Origin of the sequence: Methylobacterium sp. E-065 (assembly GCF_022829605.1) — a bacterium.
In the GTDB taxonomy this organism is placed as follows: Bacteria; Pseudomonadota; Alphaproteobacteria; order Rhizobiales; family Beijerinckiaceae; genus Methylobacterium.
Genome location: NZ_JAKSYD010000188.1, coordinates 30,348 through 48,890 on the forward strand (window position 1 = coordinate 30,348; position 18,543 = coordinate 48,890).

Annotated in this window: 21 protein-coding genes; 10 read left to right on the plus strand and 11 right to left on the minus strand. The window is 69.3% G+C overall.

Going from position 1 to position 18,543, the window contains the following annotated elements; genetic code table 11:
- The first annotated feature begins 241 nt into the window (after positions 1–241).
- From MKK84_RS23005 to MKK84_RS23020, 4 genes are read left to right on the plus strand one after another with little or no spacing between them, the layout of a single operon-like run.
- Positions 242–1,660, plus strand: a complete 1,419-nt coding sequence (locus MKK84_RS23005) for a cytochrome ubiquinol oxidase subunit I (protein WP_243924065.1) — start codon at positions 242–244, stop codon at positions 1,658–1,660.
- Between the two features lie 7 nt (positions 1,661–1,667).
- Entirely contained in the window at positions 1,668–2,675 is a 1,008-nt protein-coding gene (cydB, locus tag MKK84_RS23010; protein WP_243924067.1) for a cytochrome d ubiquinol oxidase subunit II, read from the plus strand.
- Positions 2,675–2,797 (plus strand): DUF2474 family protein, encoded by a 123-nt coding sequence (locus tag MKK84_RS23015; protein WP_243924069.1) that lies wholly within the window; start codon positions 2,675–2,677, stop codon positions 2,795–2,797. Before cydB ends, MKK84_RS23015 begins: the two co-directional genes overlap by 1 nt.
- 34 nt (positions 2,798–2,831) lie before the next feature.
- Positions 2,832–3,398 (plus strand): GbsR/MarR family transcriptional regulator, encoded by a 567-nt coding sequence (locus MKK84_RS23020; protein ID WP_243924071.1) that lies wholly within the window; start codon positions 2,832–2,834, stop codon positions 3,396–3,398.
- Positions 3,399–3,446: 48 nt separating this feature from the next.
- On the opposite strand, the gene MKK84_RS23025 is transcribed toward MKK84_RS23020, so the two are convergent.
- Both MKK84_RS23025 and MKK84_RS23030 read right to left on the minus strand, forming a co-directional pair.
- Positions 3,447–4,142 (minus strand): GntR family transcriptional regulator, encoded by a 696-nt coding sequence (locus MKK84_RS23025; RefSeq protein ID WP_243924073.1) that lies wholly within the window; start codon positions 4,140–4,142, stop codon positions 3,447–3,449.
- 317 nt (positions 4,143–4,459) lie between these two features.
- Positions 4,460–5,425, minus strand: a complete 966-nt coding sequence (locus MKK84_RS23030; protein WP_243924075.1) for a LysR family transcriptional regulator — start codon at positions 5,423–5,425, stop codon at positions 4,460–4,462.
- A 121-nt stretch (positions 5,426–5,546) separates the two neighbouring features.
- Here MKK84_RS23030 and MKK84_RS23035 point away from each other — a divergent pair, with 121 nt between their 5' ends.
- From MKK84_RS23035 to MKK84_RS23050, 4 genes are all read left to right on the plus strand, one after another.
- On the plus strand, positions 5,547–6,470 hold the full coding sequence (locus tag MKK84_RS23035) for a ring-cleaving dioxygenase (RefSeq protein WP_243924077.1): 924 nt from the start codon (positions 5,547–5,549) through the stop codon (positions 6,468–6,470).
- A 59-nt stretch (positions 6,471–6,529) separates the two neighbouring features.
- Complete coding sequence (locus MKK84_RS23040) at positions 6,530–7,162, plus strand: alpha/beta hydrolase (protein ID WP_243924079.1); 633 nt, start codon at positions 6,530–6,532, stop codon at positions 7,160–7,162.
- 37 nt (positions 7,163–7,199) lie between these two features.
- Positions 7,200–7,622 carry a DoxX family protein gene (locus tag MKK84_RS23045; RefSeq protein WP_243924081.1) on the plus strand — a complete coding sequence of 141 codons (423 nt, stop codon included), beginning with the start codon at positions 7,200–7,202 and terminating at the stop codon, positions 7,620–7,622.
- Between the two features lie 95 nt (positions 7,623–7,717).
- Positions 7,718–8,695 (plus strand): Gfo/Idh/MocA family protein, encoded by a 978-nt coding sequence (locus MKK84_RS23050; RefSeq protein ID WP_243924082.1) that lies wholly within the window; start codon positions 7,718–7,720, stop codon positions 8,693–8,695.
- A gap of 10 nt (positions 8,696–8,705) precedes the next feature.
- Here the strand turns inward: MKK84_RS23050 and MKK84_RS23055 are convergent, their stop codons facing one another.
- Genes MKK84_RS23055 through argJ form a run of 3 tightly spaced genes read right to left on the minus strand, consistent with a single transcriptional unit; the run spans position 8,706 to position 11,088 of the window.
- Positions 8,706–9,134: a (deoxy)nucleoside triphosphate pyrophosphohydrolase gene (locus MKK84_RS23055; RefSeq protein WP_243924083.1), complete on the minus strand. Its 429-nt coding sequence runs from the start codon at positions 9,132–9,134 to the stop codon at positions 8,706–8,708.
- Positions 9,131–9,841, minus strand: coding sequence for an SIMPL domain-containing protein (locus tag MKK84_RS23060; protein WP_243924084.1), 711 nt, complete (start codon positions 9,839–9,841; stop codon positions 9,131–9,133). The genes MKK84_RS23055 and MKK84_RS23060 overlap by 4 nt, the downstream gene beginning before the upstream one ends.
- Complete coding sequence (gene argJ, locus MKK84_RS23065) at positions 9,838–11,088, minus strand: bifunctional glutamate N-acetyltransferase/amino-acid acetyltransferase ArgJ (protein WP_243924085.1); 1,251 nt, start codon at positions 11,086–11,088, stop codon at positions 9,838–9,840. Before argJ ends, MKK84_RS23060 begins: the two co-directional genes overlap by 4 nt.
- A 230-nt stretch (positions 11,089–11,318) precedes the next feature.
- Here argJ and MKK84_RS23070 point away from each other — a divergent pair, with 230 nt between their 5' ends.
- Both MKK84_RS23070 and MKK84_RS23075 read left to right on the plus strand, forming a co-directional pair.
- Positions 11,319–11,753, plus strand: coding sequence for a histidine kinase (locus MKK84_RS23070; protein ID WP_243924086.1), 435 nt, complete (start codon positions 11,319–11,321; stop codon positions 11,751–11,753).
- Positions 11,754–12,408: 655 nt separating this feature from the next.
- Positions 12,409–14,304: a methyl-accepting chemotaxis protein gene (locus MKK84_RS23075; RefSeq protein WP_243924087.1), complete on the plus strand. Its 1,896-nt coding sequence runs from the start codon at positions 12,409–12,411 to the stop codon at positions 14,302–14,304.
- A gap of 26 nt (positions 14,305–14,330) precedes the next feature.
- Here MKK84_RS23075 and MKK84_RS23080 read toward each other — a convergent pair whose 3' ends face one another.
- The 6 genes from MKK84_RS23080 to MKK84_RS23105 form a co-directional block, all read right to left on the minus strand.
- The gene (locus MKK84_RS23080) at positions 14,331–15,155 is read right to left on the minus strand and encodes a TetR/AcrR family transcriptional regulator (protein WP_243924089.1); all 825 of its coding nucleotides are present in this window, start codon (positions 15,153–15,155) and stop codon (positions 14,331–14,333) included.
- Positions 15,156–15,258: 103 nt separating this feature from the next.
- Entirely contained in the window at positions 15,259–16,062 is an 804-nt protein-coding gene (gene proC / locus MKK84_RS23085) for a pyrroline-5-carboxylate reductase (protein WP_243924092.1), read from the minus strand.
- Between the two features lie 26 nt (positions 16,063–16,088).
- Positions 16,089–16,598: a YbjN domain-containing protein gene (locus tag MKK84_RS23090; protein WP_243924094.1), complete on the minus strand. Its 510-nt coding sequence runs from the start codon at positions 16,596–16,598 to the stop codon at positions 16,089–16,091.
- A gap of 294 nt (positions 16,599–16,892) precedes the next feature.
- A complete protein-coding gene (locus tag MKK84_RS23095; RefSeq protein WP_243924096.1) occupies positions 16,893–17,177 on the minus strand; it encodes an accessory factor UbiK family protein in 285 nt (94 codons plus the stop codon).
- 146 nt (positions 17,178–17,323) lie between these two features.
- Positions 17,324–17,557 carry a hypothetical protein gene (locus MKK84_RS23100; protein ID WP_243924098.1) on the minus strand — a complete coding sequence of 78 codons (234 nt, stop codon included), beginning with the start codon at positions 17,555–17,557 and terminating at the stop codon, positions 17,324–17,326.
- A gap of 133 nt (positions 17,558–17,690) precedes the next feature.
- Positions 17,691–18,407 (minus strand): PhoH family protein, encoded by a 717-nt coding sequence (locus MKK84_RS23105; protein WP_243924100.1) that lies wholly within the window; start codon positions 18,405–18,407, stop codon positions 17,691–17,693.
- Positions 18,408–18,543: the final 136 nt, after the last annotated feature.

Genomic DNA, 18,543 nt, shown 5'->3' on the forward strand with positions numbered 1-18,543 from the left:
GCTCTCGTGAGGTCCGGGCGCAGCCAACAGGGGGGCGCTCCGCGGCCCTTTGGCCCGATGCGTCGCCGGGCCTGCCGCATCCCGATCGTGAGTGAGGGACTGAACCTGCCGCGTTCCGGACCACGCGTCCAGAGACCCTGCGTGGCGCACCGGCCCAAACCACACGCAGAAGTTATCGTTTTTTCAGAAATTTCTGAAATTGCTAGACCGTGAGTCGCCATCGCTTGGCGGGAGGCCTGCCGTGCTCGCCCATCTCGATCCGCTGATCCTCGCACGTGCGCAGTTCGGGTTCACGGTGGCGTTCCACATCGTGTTCCCATCCTTCTCGATCGGACTGGCCAGTTACCTCGCCGTGTTGGAAGGCCTGTGGCTCGCCACCGGGCGGCCGGTCTACATGGATCTGTTCCGCTACTGGCTGAAGATCTTCGCCATCGCCTTCGCCATGGGCGTCGTGTCCGGGCTGGTGATGTCCTACCAGTTCGGCACCAACTGGTCGGTCTTCTCCGACAAGACCGGGCCGGTGCTCGGGCCGATGATGGCCTACGAGGTGCTGTCGGCGTTCTTTCTGGAGGCCGGCTTCCTCGGGGTGATGCTGTTCGGCATGACGAAGGTCGGCCCGCGGCTCCACTTCGCCGCGACCCTGATGGTGGCGCTCGGGACCTTCTTCTCGGCCTTCTGGATCCTGTCGGTGAACTCGTGGATGCAGACGCCGGCCGGTTACGGCACCAACCCGCAGGGCCAGTTCGTGCCCCTGGACTGGTGGGCGGTGGTGTTCAACCCGTCCTTCCCGTTCCGCCTCGTCCACATGGTGCTGGCCGCCTACCTTACGACCTCCCTGGTGGTGGGCGCGGTCGGCGCGTGGCATCTGCTGCGCGACCGGGCCAACCCAGCCGCCCGCACGATGTTCTCGATGGCGATGTGGATGGCCGCGCTGGTGGCCCCCGCCCAAATCCTGGCCGGGGACGCGCACGGGCTCAACACCCTGGAGCACCAGCCCGCCAAGGTCATGGCCATGGAGGGCCATTACCAGAGCCATCCAGACGGGGCGCCGCTGGTGCTGTTCGGCCTGCCCGATCAGGAGGCCGGGACAATCCGCTATGCGGTAAAGATCCCGAAGCTGTCCTCGCTGGTGCTCAAGCACGCCCTCGACGCGCCGCTCGCCGGCCTCGACAGCCTGCCCCGTAAGGACTGGCCGCCGGTGCCGGTCGTGTTCTGGTCGTTCCGGGTGATGGTGGGCCTGGGGCTGCTGATGCTCCTGCTCGGCGGCCTCAGTCTGCTCGCCCGTTATCAGGGCCGGCTCTACGCGTGGGCCCCCCTGCACCGCTTCGCCCTCGCCATGGGGCCGGCCGGCTTCGTGGCGGTGCTGGCCGGCTGGATCACCACCGAGGTCGGGCGCCAGCCCTACACGGTCTACGGCCTGCTGCGCACGGCGGACTCCGCATCGCCGCTCGCCGGGCCGGCGGTGGCCGCCTCGCTCACCGCCTTCGTGGTGGTCTATTTCTCGGTCTTCGCCATGGGGACGTTCTACATCCTGCGCCTCATGGCCAAGCCGCCGCAGGTCGGCGAGCCCGGTCTCCAGCCGGGCGTGCCGATCCGCACCGCGGGCATCACGCCCGCCCCCGCGGTCGATCCCGACCGTCATCTCCAGCCGGCCGAGTGAGGCAGTCATGCTGTACAGCGTCGATCTCACCATCCTCTGGGCGTTCGTCATCGCCTTCGCGGTCTTCGCCTACATCGTCATGGATGGCTTCGATCTTGGCATCGGCATCCTGTTCCCGATCCTGCGGCCGGGACCCGACCGGGACACCGCGATGAACTCGATCGCCCCGGTCTGGGACGGCAACGAGACCTGGCTGGTGATGGGCGGGGGTGGGCTGTTCGCGGTCTTCCCGCTCGCCTACGCGGTCATCCTGCCGGCGCTCTACGCGCCGATCCTCGCGATGCTGCTGGGTCTGGTCTTCCGGGGCGTCGCCTTCGAGTTCCGCTGGCGGGATCCTGGCCACCGGGCCGTCTGGGACATGGCCTTCACGGTCGGTTCCGTGGTGGCGGCCCTGGCCCAGGGGATCACCCTGGGGGCGCTGCTCCAGGGCATCGCCGTGGAGGGCCGCGCCTATGCGGGCGGCTGGTGGGATTGGCTGACGCCGTTCAGCCTGCTGGTCGGCGTGAGTCTCGCGATCGCCTACGCGCTGCTCGGGGCCACGTGGCTGGTGATGCGCACCGAGGGCCTGCTCCAGCTCCAGGCCCGGCGTCTGGCCCAGCAGCTCACCGTCGGGACCGTGGCGGCGGTCGCCCTGGTGAGCGCCGCCACCCCGTTCCTGCAGGTGCGCTACTTCGAGCGCTGGATGGCGATGCCGAACGTGCTCGTGACCGCGCAGGTGCCGCTCCTCGTGGCGCTGGCGGGCTACGCCCTGTGGCGGACCCTGCGGAACGGGGGCGAGCGGGCGCCGTTCCTGATCGCGCTCGGGCTGTTCGGCCTGTCGTTCTTAGGGCTCGGCATCAGCATCTACCCCGACGTGGTGCCGGGGCGGATCACGATCTGGCAGGCGGCCGCCCCCGAGGCGAGCCAGATCTTCCTGCTGGTCGGCGCCGCGGCGCTGATCCCGACCATCCTGGCCTACACCGCGTATTCGTATTGGGTGTTCCGCGGCAAGGTCGACACGCACGGATATCACTGATGATCACCGCCTCACCGCTGCCCCTGTGGAAGCGCCTCGCCTGGTTCGTGGCGATCTGGGCGCTCAGCATCGTGACGCTTGGATCGGTCGCGACGCTGCTCCGGTTCTGGCTCAGGACCTGATAGGCTGCGGATCCAGACCCCGTCGGAACGCCCCGTGCAGCTGCCCCCCCTCGTCCAGACCTTCGTGCTCCATTTCGGCGAGATGGGTTCCCGGTGGGGGATCAACCGGACGGTCGGTCAGATTTACGCGGTGCTGTTCGTGGCAGAGAGGCCGCTGAACGCCGACGAGATCGTCGAGCGGCTCGGCGTGTCGCGCTCCAACGTCAGCATGGGCCTGAAGGAGCTGCAGGCCTGGAACCTCGTGCGCCTCCAGCACAGGCCCGGGGACCGGCGGGACTACTTCGCCACCCCCGAGGATGTCTGGCAGATCGTCCGCACCCTGGTCGAAGAGCGCAAGAAGCGCGAGATCGACCCGACCCTGACGATCCTGCGCGAGTTGCTGATGCAGCGCGTCGAGACCGATGCCGAGCGTCATGCCCAGGCCCGCCTCGGGGAGATGCACGACCTGTTCGAGCTCTTCACCGGCTGGTACGACGACATGCGCCGGCTCGAGACCGACCGCCTCGTCCAGCTCCTCAGCCTCGGCACGAAGGTCCAGAAGGTGCTGGAGATGAAGGATCGGCTGACCGGCCGCGGCGGCCGGGCCGACAAGCGGGATTGAGGCTTCGGGGACTGCGGCTTCCGGTCGGGCGCGGCGGCGCGCAACCGGTCAGAGCCGGGCCAGCCCGTCCCGATAGATCCCCACGAGGCAGACGCCGACTGACTCGATATGGGCGCGCAGGGCCTCCGCAGCCGCCTCGACCTTGCCGGCCTCGCACAGATCGAGGATCTGCGCGTGTTCCTCGTGGGCGCGCGCAACGTCTCCGGTGGCCTGGAGCTGCAGGCGCGTCGGGCGGTCGCAATCCTGCAGCAGGCCCGACACGATCGTCAGGGAGCGTGGCCGGTCCGCGTGGCGCAGCAGGTCGAAGTGGAAGCGCCGGTTCAACTCGCCCCAGCGCATGATTTCGCCGCCGCTTAGCGCCTCGCCATAGGCCTTCTGCACGGCGCGCAGATCCTGAAAGTCCTCGTCGGTCAGGTGGGGGACAGAGAGCGGCAGGAGCTGCGGCTCGAGCTGGACGCGCAGCCTGAAGATATCCTCCACCTCCTCAAGGGACAGGCCCGTCACCACGGCACCGCGATGCGGCACGATCTTGACGAGGTTGACGGCCTCCAATTGCAGGAGCGCTTCCCGGATCGGGATCCGGCTGATTCCGAATTCCTCGGCCAGCGCATCCTGGCGGAGCTGGACGCCCGGGCGCAATTCTCCGTTCAGGATCCGCTGCCGCAGCGAATCGGCCACCGCCGCCGCGACCGTCTTGTGCTGCAGCCGGTCAGGCGAACGCCGCCCGGGAACCGCTATGAACATCGAGGCCTCGACAGGACGGAATACACTCACACATAGGATCCCACGCAGCGAAGTCGCGCTGCGCCGGCTCGGACTATAGTCCTTGCATACGTCAGGTTGCCGCGCAAGTCGAAGATTAACCTGAAGGAACGATTCTCGTCAGGCCGGCCAGTCTTGTCGGTCTCTAGGCACCGTATAGGCCGCGTGAGACCGAGGTCTGCGCTGTACGATGCAGAAGGCGTTCCAAGTGTTCATGAGCAGCATCGTGCGCCCGGTCAGAGCGTTGCATTCGGTACTGAATTTTCAATCACTGGTAGCTTGCCGGCGGACACGCTGCCCTAAAATACATTAGGCTGCGCCGGAGTGGCGGGATCTCGCGTTGCTGTTGATATGTGCGGGGCTGCCCATGGGGCATGGGCAAGTCTTTGCGCCAGATGGGCCACCAGGGCCGTGACGCGCGCCGGCCGGGGGTCGCCGGGCGGCGTCACCAAGTGCAACGCGATCGGCGGCGGTGACCAGTCGGGCAAGACCCGCTCCAGGCGGCCGGCCTCCAAGTCGTCCCAGATCATGAAATCGGGCTGGAGCGCGAGGCCGAGCCCGGCCCGGAGCGCCGGCGCCAGCGCCTCGGCGTTGTTGGCCCGCAAAGCCCCGCCGGGCGTCACCACGGCCTCCGCACCGGTCGCATCCGCGAAACGCCACCGGTCCGGGGTCGGGAGGTAGGCGTAGCCGAGGCAGGCGTGGTGGGCGATCTCGTCCGGATGCCGGGGGCGGCCATGCCGGTCGAGATAGGCGGGGGTCGCCACGAGGGAGCGCCTTATGGCGCAGAGCCGGCGGGCGCGCAGCGATGAATCCGGTAGGGCCGCGATGCGCAGCCCGATGTCGAATCCCCCGCCCACGAGATCGACCACCGCGTCCGAGAGGTGCAGGTCCACCGACACGGCCGGGTGCTGACGGAGAAAATCCGGCAGCAGCGGCGCCACGTGCATCCCCCCGAAGGTCATCGGGGCCGCGAGCCGCACCAGCCCCCGCGGCTCTGCGGCGCCCGCCAGGGCCTGGGCCTCGGCCGCCTCGCCCTCCGCCAGGATGCGCGCCGCGCTCGCCTTGGCGGCCTGCCCCGCCTCGGTGAGCGCGAGCTTGCGCGAGGTGCGGTTGAACAGCCGCGCCCCGATCCGGATCTCCAGCCGGCCGACCGCCTTCGAGACCGTACCCTTCGACAGCCCGAGATCCGCGGCAGCCCGGCCGAAGGAGCCGATCTCCACCACTTTCGCGAACACCGCCCAGGCTTCGAAATCCGGCAGTCTCATGGGTCAAATTCGGAAACGATGAGTTTCCATCGTTTCTATTTTCTGCAGCATTGGCAAGGGGCAGATTGTGGTCATCGCACAACGCCCCGCGCCCGGCGCGGCAGCCTCAGGAGTCAGTGCCATGATCCAGACCGGCCTCCATCACGTCACGGCCTTCTCCGGGCCGGCCCTGCGCAACCTCGACTTCCACACCCGCGTGCTCGGGCTGCGGCTGGTGAAGAAGACCGTCAATTTCGACGATCCGGGCACCTATCACCTCTATTACGGCGATGCGGCCGGACGCCCGGGTACGATCCTGACCTTCTTCCCCATCGAGCGGGCGGCCCCCGGCCGCGTCGGGCTCGGCGAGACGCAGGAGACCGCGTTCCGGATCCCCCGCGCCTCCATCGGCTGGTGGACCCATCGCCTGATCGAGAAGGGCGTCGCCCACGAGCCGCTGGTTCAGGTCTTCGGCGAGCCGACCCTGCGCTTCCGCGACCCGGACGGCATGATGCTCGCGCTGGTGGGCGTCGAGGAGACCGGGGCCGAGGCCTGGGCCTCCGGCGAGGTGCCGGCCGAGCACGCCATCCGCGGCCTGCACGGGGTCACGCTGCTCCTCGACAAGGCGGAGCCCACAGCCGCGATCCTCACGGAGGTGCTGGGCCTGCGCGAGACCGGCCACGAGGGCAACTTGATCCGCTTCGCGGGCAGCGCCGCGCTCGGCGGCTTCGTGACCCTGCGGGCCGTGGGTGGGTTTCTGCCCGGCCGGCCCGGCGCCGGCTCGGTCCACCACATCGCGTTCCGGGCGGCGGACGATGCCGCGCAGGCCGCGATGGGCGAAGCGCTCGCCGCCCGGGGTCTCCACGCCACCGAGCAGCGCGACCGCCAGTACTTCCGCTCGATCTACTTCCGCGAGCCCGGCGGCGTGCTGTTCGAGATCGCCACGGATGCGCCGGGCTTCGCGGTCGACGAGCCGATCGAGACCCTCGGGTCCGCGCTGAAGCTGCCCGCCGGGCTGGAGCCGCATCGGGCCGAGATCGAGGCGGTGCTGCCCAAGGTCGCCTGAACCCTCAAGACCCGCCCCGCAACAGCGCGGGGCGGGATCCAGAGCCTTGCGAGGTTGCCATGACTGACGGATCCCTCGGTTTCATCCATCGTTTCGAGCCCGGCCCCGATGCCGCGCACCCGCTGCTGCTCCTGCATGGGACCGGCGGCAACGAGGCCGATCTCGTTCCGCTCGGCCGGATGCTCGCGCCGGACGCCGCGCTGCTCTCGCCCCGGGGCGCGGTCTCCGAGAACGGCATGCCGCGCTTCTTCCGCCGGCTGGCGGAGGGCGTGTTCGACGAGGCCGATCTGCGCCGACGCACGGGCGATCTCGCGGGTTTCGTGGCGGCGGCGCGCGATCGCTACGGGCTCGGCGCGCCGGTGGCGCTGGGGTTCTCCAACGGCGCCAACATCGCCGCCGCGCTCCTGATGCTGCAGCCGGAAACCCTGGCGGGCGCCGTGCTGATCCGTCCGATGGTGCCCTTCGCCGAGCCCCCGGCGGCCGACCTCGCGGGACGTCCGGTCCTGATCCTGTCCGGCGCCATGGACCCGATCGTGCCGGTGGAGAACGCCCGCCGCCTCGCGGCGCAGCTCTCCGCCGCCGGTGCGCAGGTCGAGCATCGGATCCTGCCCGCCGGCCATGGCCTGTCGCAGGCCGATCTCGACCGCGCGGCGGATTGGCTCCGCGACCTCGAAATTCCGCACGCAGCCTGAAGCACGCGCACTCTCGCCCCACGAAAGGACAACGTCCATGGCCTCCTCGATCGCCCCCGTTTCGACCGCCACCGGAGCGGCCCTGCTGCCGGTGACCGGCCGGGTCCTGATGAGCGCGCTCTTCCTCGTGAGCGGGGTCGGCAAGCTCGCTGCGCCCGCCGCGACGCTCGCGACCATCGAGGCGGCCGGCCTGCCGCTGCCCACGCTCTCGTATGGGGCGGCAACGCTGGTGGAGATCGGCGGTGGCTTGCTGCTGATCGCCGGCTATCGCACCCGGCTCGTGGCCCTGGCGCTGGCCCTCTTCGCGGTGGCCACCGCGGTGACCTTCCACGCGGCTCTGGGGGACCAGAACCAGATGTTCCACTTCCTGAAGAACCTCGCCGTCGCGGGCGGCCTGTTGCAGGTCGCGGCCTTCGGTGCCGGCCCGCTCAGCCTTGATGCCCGGCGGGGTCGCGCCTGAAGCTGTGCCGGCCGGCTGACTTTCCCGCACCGGTTCGGTTCCGTAAGGCTGCGGCCGGGACGCGCATCCGCGCCGTCCGACATGCGGGACTTTCCATGCCGGCCACCGACGCCACGCTCGCCCTCGGGATCATCGGTGCGGGAATCATGGGCGAGCGCCTGCTCGGCGCCATCCACGGGGCATCGGAGCCGCCCGTCCGGGTCGCGGCGATTTGGGACCCGTCGCCGGAGGCCCTCGCCCGGATCGGTGCAGCCTTCCCGACGGTGCCCCGGGTTGCCGATGCCGAAGCCGTCGTGGCGGCGAGTGCCTGCCTCTACGTCGCCTCGCCGCCGGCCTCGCATCTGGGTTATGCGCGGGCAGCCCTGGCGGCGGGCCTAAGCGTCTTCTGCGAGAAGCCGCTCGCCATCGACCTCGCCGATGCCCGCGCTTTCGTGGCGGAGGCCGGACAGGCCGGCGCGGTGAACTTCCCCTTCGCGTCGTCGCCCGGCGTGACGGCGCTTCAGCACTGGATCGCCGAGGGCGCGGTCGGCACGCCGCGGCGCCTCGCCATTGCGCTGGAATTCGCCCGCTGGCCGCGCCCCTGGCAGGACGATGCGGCGCGCTGGCTCGACGCCCGGGCGGAGGGCGGCTTCACCCGCGAGGTGGTCTCGCACTTCCTGTTCCTCACCCGCCGCCTGCTCGGCCCCCTGGATGGGATCACCGGCCGCGTCGAATTCCCGGAGCCCGGCCTGTCCGAGCGGGCGATCACCGTGACGCTGACGGCGGGCGGCATCCCCGTGACGCTGACCGGCCGGGTCGGCGGCACCGACAAGGACGATCACAACACCTGGACGCTGGAGGGCGATGCGGGCGCCGTCCGGCTGCGCGACTGGGCCATCGCCGAGCGCCGTGCCGCCGATGGCCGCTTCGAGCCGGCGCCCGACGCAATCCCCAACGAGAAACTGCGTCCGATCACCCTGCGGCGCCAGCTCGACGGCGTCGTCCGGATGGCGCGGGGCGAGCCCCACCACCTCGCCACCTTCGCGGAGGCGCTCGCCGTGCAGGAGGCGGTCGAGGCGATCCTGGCGCTCTGAGGCGGTGCCGTCACACCTCCAGGAGATCGATCAGGAACGGGATCAGCGGCGCGTCGGCCGGCGGCATCGCGAGGTCGCGCAGGGCCTTCGGCCGGACCCATTTCAGCGCCTGACCCTCCATCGAGCGCGGCGTGCCGGTCCAGCGCCGGCAGACATAGAGCGGCATCAGGAGGTGGAAGTCCGGATAGGCGTGGCTGGCGAAGGTCAGCGGCGCGAGGCACGGCTCCTCGACCTGGATGCCCAGTTCCTCCGCCAGTTCGCGGATCAGCGTCTCCTCCGGCCGCTCGCCGGGCTCGACCTTGCCGCCGGGGAACTCCCAGAGGCCAGCGAGCTGCTTGCCCGCCGGGCGCTCGCTGACCAGCACGCGGCCGTCGACATCGACGAGGGCGACGGCAACCACCAGCAGGAGGCGAAGCGGAGCCCGTTCGGGCGTGCTCATGGCGACACCGCGAAGGTGGCGGCGACCTCGGACGACATCTGGATCGTCCCGGCCTCGATCGGCACGCGCCGCCCCTTGGCGGCCATCGGCGCCGCGAGGGTGCGGTTCGCGAGCGGGTAGGGCGCGCCGCCCGCGGGGCCGAGCGTGCAGAGCGGGCCGAGCTTGACGCCGAGGGCTTCGGCGAGCGCCACGGCCCGGCTGCGTGCGTCGCGGGCCGCGGCCACCTGCAGGGCGGCGTCGAGCTGATCGGGGTCGCGCAGGCCGAAGCTGACGCCGTCGATCCGATTGGCTCCGGCATCGAGGGCTTGGCGCAGCAGGTCGCCGAGCCGGCCCATATCGGCGAGGCGGACGTTCACGAGGTTGCTCGCCCGGTAGCCGTCCGGCTCCTCGCTGAGGCCGCCCGGCCGGGACACGGACCGCGTGGCGGCCTGCAGCGACACCGCGGCGGTGCCGATATCAGCCGCCAGGACCCCGAGGGCGCGGGCCTGCGCCGAGACCCCCGCTACGGCCTTCGAGGCCGCGTCGAGGGCCACCGCTGCGGTCGGCGCGCGCGCTTCGATGCCCACCGTCACTTCGGCGAAATCCGGCCCCCGCGCCTCGGCGGCGCGGCCGATCACGCTGATGTGGCGGGTACAGGCCGAATCGTCGGCCCGGGCCCCGGAAGCCAGCGCAACGAGCAGGATGGCGCCGGCCAGGCCGGCCCTCACGACCGGTAATCCCCGTTGATCTCGATGTAGCCCTTGGTCAGATCGCAGGTCCAGACGCGGGCCTGACCTTCGCCAAGGCCCAGATCCACCCGGATGCCGATCTCCGGCTCGCGCATCACGGCGCTCGCCGCCGCCTCGCTGTAATCCGGGTCGCGGGCACCCGCGACGGCCACGCGCACGTCGCCGAACCAGATGGCGAGCCGGTCGCGATCGGCGGGCTCGCCGGCCTTGCCGACCGCCATCACCACCCGGCCCCAATTGGCGTCCTCGCCCGCCACCGCGGTCTTCACCAGCGGCGAGTTGGCGATTGATAGGGCGATCCGGTGTGCCGAGGCGTCGCTCTCCGCCCCCGTGACCCGGATGGTGACGAACTTGCGCGCGCCCTCGCCGTCCTTCGCGACGAGCTGGGCCAGCTCGATCAGCAGGCTGTCCAGGGCGTCTCTAAAGCTTGCCAGCCGCGGATCGGCCGGGTCGGTTATTTGGGCATGGCCGGCCTTGCCGGTCGCAAACAGCATCAGCGTGTCGGAAGTGGAGGTGTCGCCATCCACCGTCACGCAGTTGAAGCTGGTCTTCGTGCCCGCCGACAGCAGCGTCTGGAGCACCGCCTGGGGCAGCGCGGCGTCGCTGAACACGAAGGACAGCATCGTCGCCATGTCGGGGGCGATCATGCCGGCGCCCTTGGCGATGCCGTTGAGCGTCACCGTCACGCCGTCGATCGTGGCCCTGCGGGTCGCGAGCTTCGGGAAGGTGTCGGTCGTCATGATGGCGCGCGCCGCCTCGGCCCAGGCGGCCGAGCCGTCCGTGGCCCGGGCCGCGCAATCGGCCAGCACGCCCTCGAAACGCTCGGCCGGCAGCGGCTCGCCGATCACGCCGGTCGACGCAACGTAGACCTCGCGGGCACCGCAGCCCGCCGCCTGCGCGGCGATCTCGACCGTGCGGGCCACCGCCTCTCGGCCGAGGCGGCCCGTGAAGGCGTTGGCGTTGCCGGAATTGACCACCAGCGCCCGCGCCGAACCGTCGGCCAGCGCCTCACGGCACCAATCGACCGGCGCGGACGGGCATTTCGAGCGGGTGAAGACGCCGGCCGCCTGGGTCCCGGCTTCGAGCGCCATGTAGAGCACGTCGGTGCGGCCGCTGTAGCGGATCCCGGCCTGGGCGGTGGCGATTCGCACCCCCGGCAGGGGTGGAAGCTCCGGCACGGCGGTGGGCGCCAGCGGGGAGACAGGCGGGGACTTCGCGGACGACATCGGCTCGGGCTCCGGCAGCGCGCGGTGGTGTTCCGCGGGCGGCCCGGTGTTGAGCGCAGGACCTCGGCTGCGTCAACCGTATGCCCGACCATTGATCAGGGATCCCGGCTGCCGTCAGTTTGGGCGATTCCGGCGCAGAATGCGGCGCCTTCGCGGCGGCAGGCTTGCGTCAGGATTGCGTCGTGGCATAGCATGCTGCATCGCAAAGCCAGCGCGAAGTCGAGTGCGGAATGCCCACAGCCGACATCGGGACTGCCTCCAGCACGATGCCCCAGGGCGGTTGCTACCGGATCCAGGTTCTGGTCGTCGGCCGCCACAAGCGCTGGCGCGACGAGGTGGCCGCGCAGGTCCGCCTGTTGGGCTATCAGGTCACCGCCTGCGACCGCGGGGTCGACGCCATGACGGTGCTGGCGCTCGGCCTGCCGGTCGACGTTATGGTGGTGGATTCCGGCCTGCAGGGCGGCCTGTGCTGCGCACAGTTGGCCGTCGAGGCACGGACGCTGCGTCCGGGGCTGCGCATCGTGCTCGCGGGGGATGCGCGCGATGATCGGGAGCCGGAGGCACCGGCCCACATCCCCGACGCGCTCTGGGTCCGGCATGAGCAGCTCCAGAGCGGGATGGTGGCGACCCTGATGCGCGAAGCGCTGGCCGATCGCGCCGCCTGATCGTACGCGCTGCCGGGATATATTGACGACCTGCGCCGGCGTGGGCCCGCAGGGCTGATCGGAGCCGAACCGGTCATCGCACTGCGCGAGCCGTCTGGCGTCTGACAGGGGCTTGATTCCTATCCGTCCAGCAATGCCGTTCCGCGTAGAGCCGGCGGATCAGCATTGGTCGATCGCTCGTGAATCTGGAACTCGTGCCGCAGTTCAGACGACCCTTCCGGCCAAGACCCGAGGATCGGGCCACGCAAAAGCACGATGTTCAAGATCTCGACGTGTGACGCTCATCATCTCGTCCAAGTTGATCGAAAACATGATAGGGTTTGAGTCACATATTTTGGATCTGTTCTTGAATAACTCGAAAACCCAGTTGGGCGCGTAACACGGCGGCTCGTGAAATTTGCTCAGAACAAGGCACGTTTTCCGTGAGCATAAGCTGTATTTCGACAATAAAACTTTAGGTTACGTGGTTAAAATGTCACGATACTGTCATGTGCGAATCGCTTGCTGGTAGAGCTAGGTCCCATCAAAGACCGTCTCAGCCAAGGGGCAGGTTGCTGTGATAATAGGAATTCGTATTCGTCTGTACGCGGGGTTCGCTATTCTCGTCGCGATCACCGCCGTCATCGGTGCATTTGCAACCTACCAGCAAGATAACTTGAATCGCGAATACGAGCGGCTGACCTTCATCGGAGAAAGCGCCCAGGAGATCATCGCGATGGACGGCCTCGCCGCCCAGCTCTCAGCTAAAGCCGAGCATTACCGCTTGGCGCCGGAAGCTGCCCAGATCACCGCCATGCAGACGGTGCGGAGCGCATTGGAGGAGATCGCCATACACCGTAAGGCCAAGGCGCTGACCGAGGAGGGGAGAAATCGGTATGACGCCATCGTCGGCAGCGCGGCCGCGATGAAGGCGGATCTGGACCACCTCGCGGAAGCCGGCACCCGGCTTGATGCCGCGAAGCTGCGCCTCATCAAGGCGGGCAACACTATCGCCCACCTCATTGAGGGCCTGCTCGCGGAGATAAACCAGGACGGCGATCATGAAGCGAGGCTGCAGGCCAGCCGCTTCGAGAATGCCGTGCTGGCCGCGCGTCTCGCGGCCGCGCGCTCCGTGATTGATCCGAAACCGCTCTATCAGGAGGAATTCCGGGGCAAGATCGAGCGGGCTCGTGCCGAGCTCCGGGAGCTCGGAGGCCCTCGCCTTGCGGCCATTGCCGGGCAGGTCAAGGAACTTGCGGACGCGCTCGTCACCTACAAGGCGGAGCTCGACAGCTTCCACGAGGCGGCGACTGCCTCGAAGGCGACGTTCGAGACCGGCATCAAGCCGCATACGGACGCCATCGCGGCGGATTGCGCCAAACTTCGGGAGCGGATCCTGAGCGCGTCGACGGCGATCAAGGCGTCGACCGCGGAACTGGCCCTGCGCGCTTGGCGCATCGAGATCGGCCTCGGCGCACTGGCCCTGATCATCGGCGTCACTCTGGCCTCACTCATCGCGCGCAGCATCATCACGCCCATCGAGGGCATGGTGGATGCCATGGCGCGCTTGGCCGACGGTGACACGGATCTCGTGGTCCCCTCGCAGAATGCCGCTGGCGAACTGGGCGCCATGGCCAAGGCGGTGGAGGTTTTCCGGACGAACGCCATCGTCCGGGCCGAGCTGGAAGCCGCCCAGGCGGCCGACCGGGAGGCACGTGAGCGCCGGGCCGAGCGTCGCGACCAACTCGTCGAGATCTTCGATCAAAGGGTAGCGGCCTCCCTGGAGATCGTCACCCTGGCCACCGACGAGCTCGATGCCACGGCACACTCGATGACGCAGATTGCGGAAGACACGAACAACCAAGCGGTCGCCTCCAGCACGGCTGCCGATCTCGCGTCCATGAACGTGGAGACCGTGGCGGCGGCGGCCGAAGAGATGGTCTCGTCGCTTCAGGAGATCGAGCGTCAGGTGCTCCGCGCCAACGAGGCGGCTGGCTTGGCCGCCCACGAGGCCGAGGCCAGCAACGCCGCCATGGCGAGCCTCCGTGCAGCCTCCGAGCAGATCGGCGCGGCAGTCACGACCATCTCGGGAATTGCGGCCCAGACCAACCTTCTGGCCCTCAACGCCACGATCGAGGCGGCCCGCGCCGGCGAGGCCGGGCGGGGTTTCGCCGTGGTGGCGGCCGAAGTGAAGGAACTGGCCAGCCAGACCGGCAAGGCCACCGACGAGATCGGCGGGCTGATCACCGCGATCCAGGCGGCCACGACGCAGGCGGCCGCGGCGATGCAGCAGATCGCGCACACGATCACGAGCGTGAACGAGATCAGCGGAGCGATCGCCTCGACGGTGGTGGAGCAGACGGCCGCGACCAGCGAGATCTCGCGCAATGCCAGCGAGGCGGCCAACGGAACGCAGCACGTGTCGACCAACGTATCGCGTGTGCTGACGTCTGCCAGCGAGACCGGCAGCGCCGCCTCGCAGGTGCTGAGCGCAGCGGCCGAGCTGTCCAAGCAGTCACGAGCGGTCAAGCAGGAGGTGAGTAACTTCCTGCGCGACATCCAGGCCGTGTGAGTCGGCGATCTGAGCGCCGCACGCGCTCAGATCGCGGCGGCGGGATCCGTCTCGTCGCCGTCGCGGCTGCGCCGCCCGCGCGGCCGACGGTCGAGGAACGCGCGGCCCAGCGCGCGCAGCGGCGCGGTGAGCCGGCGGGCATCCTCGGCCCGCTCCATGATGCGCTCGCCGTTGCGGATCTCCTTGTCGAGCCGGGCCATCGTCCGGGCGAGCGCCGGATCGTCGTCGTCGAGCCAGACCTGCGTGACGCGGGCGAAGGCGATCACCACGCCCTGGAGCTTCAGCTGGCCGAGCGGTCCCTCGGTGTCGATCCCGGCGGCTGCCAGCATGTAGCGGTGCGAGTTCAGCATCACGCCGTTCAGCGCCAGCATCGACAGCGGCTCGCCACGCAACGCGTAGGCGATCCGCTGTAGGGCCGGCTTGTAGGGCTCCATTGCATCGAGGCGGCGCATCAGCACGTCGAACAGGCGCTCGCGGGTCGGCTCCTCCTCGAGGCCTGAGAGGTCGCCCTCCAGCACCTTGCGGTCGATGATCCGGGTGAGCCAGCCGAGGACGGCACCCTTCGATGGGAACAGATCGCGCAGTTCGGCGAGTGTCAGCCCTGCTTCCCGGGCGATGTCGCCGATCTCGATGTCGTTCCAGGGCTGCTCGGCGGCGAGCCGCATCAGCCCCTCGACGGCGGCCTCCCGGGGCGAGAGCTTCGGTGCGCTGCTCTCACTCGCAGCCGTGCTGATCCGAGGCGGGGCCTCGGGCGCACCGCTTTCCGGCGCGACGCCCTCGGATGCACCGCTCGTCTTGGCTGGGCTCGTGGCCTTGCGGGGGCGCTTCGAAAGGCCTTTGCTCTCAGTCATGGGTCTGTCGCCCGCTCCTGTCGGTTATTCCGCCTGATGTAGGCAGTCCGCCACGGAAGGGCAGGGGTTTCGCGCGGCCATGCCGCACGGGTCCGACCGGATGTCAGTCGGCGAGTTCCCCGGCCCGCCGCCGGGCTGCCGCCACGGCCTCCCGCATCAGCGCGCCGAGCCCGTCCGGGCGCATCAGCACGTCGAGGGCCGCCGCCGTGGTCCCGCCGGGGGACGTCACGTTGCGGCGCAGTTCCGCCGCCTCGGCGGGATTGGCGTCGAGGAGCGCGCCCGATCCCGAAACGGTCGCCCGGGCGAGGCGCCGCGCCACCTCCGGATCGAGCCCGGCCGCGATCCCGGCTTCGGCCAGCGCCTCGACCAGAAGGAAGACATAAGCCGGTCCGGAGCCCGAGACCGCCGTCACCGCGTCGATCTGCGCCTCGTCGGCCAGCCACGCGACGGTCCCGTTCGCCGCCAGCAGGGCGTCCGCCGCGGCATGCTGCCCGGGTGTGACCTGCGGGCTGGCATAGGCCCCGGTCGCGCCGCGGCCGATGCTGGCCGGCAGGTTCGGCATCGCCCGGACGATGGCCCGCGCCCGCTTGAGCCGGCCGGTCAGGTCAGCCACCGTCTTGCCGGCCAGGATCGATACGAGGAGCGTGTCGCGGCCGATCAGGCGGTCGAGTCCGGGGGCGGCTGCCTCCAGCCCCTGCGGCTTGATGCCGAGCACCAAGACGGCGCCGGGCTCCGGGTCCGGCGGGTTGAGGGCGATGCTCCGCTCCGTGCAGAGGGCGACGATCTCCCGGCTCGGCACCGGATCGATCAGCGTGGTGCGGCGCGGATCCAGGCCCGCCGCCAGCCAGCCCGCCAGCATCGATCCGCCCATCTTGCCGGCCCCGGCCAGGACCAGCGAGGCGGGCATCGATGCCGGACGAGGGTCTTGGGCGGTCACGCCTCGCCTTCGGTCTCGAACAGCACGGCGTCCAGGGCGTCGCGGGCGCTCTTGCCGGCCCAGAGCACGAACTGGAAGGCCTGGAAGTAACGCTCGCAGGCGTCGACCGCGGTCTTCATCATGGTGGCGCATTGCGGGTGGGTCGGGACCGCGCCCCCCGTCAGCAGCAGCGCGTGGCGGAACATCACCACGCCGTCGCTCGACCACAGGTCGAAATGCCCGACCCAGAGCTGCTCGTTGATCAGCGCGATGAGGCGCATCACCTCGGTCCGCTGCCGATCCGGCACCTTCAGATCGAACGCGCAGGCGACGTGAAGCGCCTCGACATCCTCGATCCAGGTGAAGGCCACGTTGTAGTCGGTCCAGCGGCCGGGGCTCGTTACCGACATCTCGTCGGTCTCGGCCCGATCGAAGATCCAGTCGCGCAACGACGCCAAACGCTCGACAACGTCGAGCGGATGCTCGTTCCTGTCCGGGTCGTGGAAGTCGACGTTGAGCAGCGGCATGACGATCCAAAATGACGGTCCGGACGAGAAGTCCGGTCCGTCGTGAGCGGTGATGCGAAACCGGAGTGCCGAGAACACTCCGAGACCTGGAACAGCCGGCAGATCTGCGCCGGTGGTGATGCGATCGACTGTCGAAGCTCCGCGGACATCGCCCCGCAGCGCTCGAATCACCCTCTGCCCGACTATAGACCGGCCCTGACTCGCGACACAAAGCGCAGGCCCTAAGCAGTGAACAGGAAACCGGATCGTCGCCGCGGCTTCCTGTGTAAAAGCTCCGGCCGTTGCCGCGCGGACTCAAACCACCTCGCTCAGGCCCGCCGCACCCGCGGCAGCGGAGCCGGATTTGGCCTCAAGGGCTGCGACGCGGGCCGTGAGCGCCGTGTTCTGCGTCTGCAGGCTGGTCACGAGATCGCGAAGCACGTCGAGTTCTTCGCGCGAGGCGATGTCGAGGTCGCGGATCACACGTTCGAGCTGGGCCCGGGCCACGGTCTCGGCCTCGCGGCGCACCCCCTGCGCGGCGCCAGCCGCGTCGGTCATCAGGCGGGCGAGGTCGTCAAACAGGCGATTGGAGGGGGGCATCCTGGTCTCCCGGATCGGCCGGCTGCCGCGACGGCCGCCTGACGGCACGATTCCAGACGACGAGATAGGAATCTTCGAAGGGCCGGGCAACGCCCGGATCGCAGGAAGCGGAGCAGGGCCCGGTCGGGCCCCGCTCCGCACGGGAATCACATGCGGTGCATGCGGTGATGCATCATCCGGCGATCCATCCGCCGGTGCATGTGGTGGCGCATCATGCGGCGATGCGTCATGCGCCGCTCCATGGGCGTCATCCGGACCTGGGTGACGGCATCGGACGTCGTGACAGCGCCCGGCATGGCGGGGGCCGCGGAGGCGGGCTGGACGAGGGCGGCACCACCCAGCGAGGCCAGGACGGCGAAGGCGAAGGTCAGTTTCCTCACGAGGAGACTCCAATTCTCTGATGGCCGGGTATGGCGCCCGGTTCATCCTCCCGGACGGGAGGTGCGGAGAGTCGTCTCGTGCCGCAGGGCGGCACGGCGGGCCGTCGAGGACCCGCCGCCATCAACTGCTGAGTTACAGATTCGTTTCCTCGAACGCCTTGACCCACTCGGCGCAGATCCCGGAGCGCACGATGTCGTTTCGCGTAAACTCAACCACCGGTATCGGCATCATCCGGCTTTTGACGAGATGCATCACCGTACGCAGGCCGGAGGTCTCGCGCAGATCGGTCTGCGAGATGTCTCCGTTGATGATGACCTGGCAATCGTCGCCGATGCGGGTCAGGAACATCTTGATTTCGTTGACCGTGGTGTTCTGCGCCTCGTCGAGGATCACGAGACAGTTCTTGAAGGTCCGTCCGCGCATCACCTCGAACGGGACGATCTCGATGTCGCCGGTCTTGAGGGCGATTTCGAAGGCGGCGGCGCCCATGCGCTCCTTCATGGCCTCGGTCAGCGGGGCGACCCAGGGCGCGATCTTCTCTTCGAGGGTTCCGGGGAAGAACCCGAGCGAGCGGCCCGAGGGCACGTTCGGGCGGGTGATGACGACTTTGGAGATGCGGCGCTGGCGGAGCTGATCCGCGGCGCGGGTGCCGGCGATGAAGGTCTTGCCGGTGCCGGCCGGCCCCAGGACGATGACCTGCGGGGAGCGCGCGAGGGCGTCGAGATACTCGGCTTGGCGTTCGGTGAGGGGCTGGATGGGAGCGAGGTTGCGTTCTTCGTCGAAGCGTGTGCGGTGAATGCGGGACGTGCGGTCTTCAACCAGTTCAAGTCGTGCGCGGCGTCTCTTCATGGATGTACACTCCAACGGGACTTGCCAACCTGGATCTGCTTTTGAACTGCCGTTTACCTGCGTGCTCCCGGATCAACGTCTATCGCGGAACTAATACGGGCCCCTTCCCAAAGGTTCCGCACCGCGCGCGCCCGCC

Coding starts and splice junctions, on each gene's coding strand:
- MKK84_RS23015 (WP_243924069.1), top strand. CDS start 2,675: ATGATCACCGCCTCACCGCTGCCCCTGTGGAAGCGCCTCGCCTGGTTC.
- MKK84_RS23105 (WP_243924100.1), bottom strand. CDS start 18,407: ATGAAGAGACGCCGCGCACGACTTGAACTGGTTGAAGACCGCACGTCC.
- MKK84_RS23030 (WP_243924075.1), bottom strand. CDS start 5,425: ATGAGACTGCCGGATTTCGAAGCCTGGGCGGTGTTCGCGAAAGTGGTG.
- MKK84_RS23035 (WP_243924077.1), top strand. CDS start 5,547: ATGATCCAGACCGGCCTCCATCACGTCACGGCCTTCTCCGGGCCGGCC.
- MKK84_RS23040 (WP_243924079.1), top strand. CDS start 6,530: ATGACTGACGGATCCCTCGGTTTCATCCATCGTTTCGAGCCCGGCCCC.
- argJ (WP_243924085.1), bottom strand. CDS start 11,088: ATGTCGTCCGCGAAGTCCCCGCCTGTCTCCCCGCTGGCGCCCACCGCC.
- MKK84_RS23095 (WP_243924096.1), bottom strand. CDS start 17,177: ATGCCCCCCTCCAATCGCCTGTTTGACGACCTCGCCCGCCTGATGACC.
- cydB (WP_243924067.1), top strand. CDS start 1,668: ATGCTGTACAGCGTCGATCTCACCATCCTCTGGGCGTTCGTCATCGCC.
- MKK84_RS23045 (WP_243924081.1), top strand. CDS start 7,200: ATGGCCTCCTCGATCGCCCCCGTTTCGACCGCCACCGGAGCGGCCCTG.
- MKK84_RS23025 (WP_243924073.1), bottom strand. CDS start 4,142: ATGTTCATAGCGGTTCCCGGGCGGCGTTCGCCTGACCGGCTGCAGCAC.
- MKK84_RS23055 (WP_243924083.1), bottom strand. CDS start 9,134: ATGAGCACGCCCGAACGGGCTCCGCTTCGCCTCCTGCTGGTGGTTGCC.
- MKK84_RS23050 (WP_243924082.1), top strand. CDS start 7,718: ATGCCGGCCACCGACGCCACGCTCGCCCTCGGGATCATCGGTGCGGGA.
- proC (WP_243924092.1), bottom strand. CDS start 16,062: ATGCCCGCCTCGCTGGTCCTGGCCGGGGCCGGCAAGATGGGCGGATCG.
- MKK84_RS23090 (WP_243924094.1), bottom strand. CDS start 16,598: ATGCCGCTGCTCAACGTCGACTTCCACGACCCGGACAGGAACGAGCAT.
- MKK84_RS23080 (WP_243924089.1), bottom strand. CDS start 15,155: ATGACTGAGAGCAAAGGCCTTTCGAAGCGCCCCCGCAAGGCCACGAGC.
- MKK84_RS23070 (WP_243924086.1), top strand. CDS start 11,319: ATGCCCACAGCCGACATCGGGACTGCCTCCAGCACGATGCCCCAGGGC.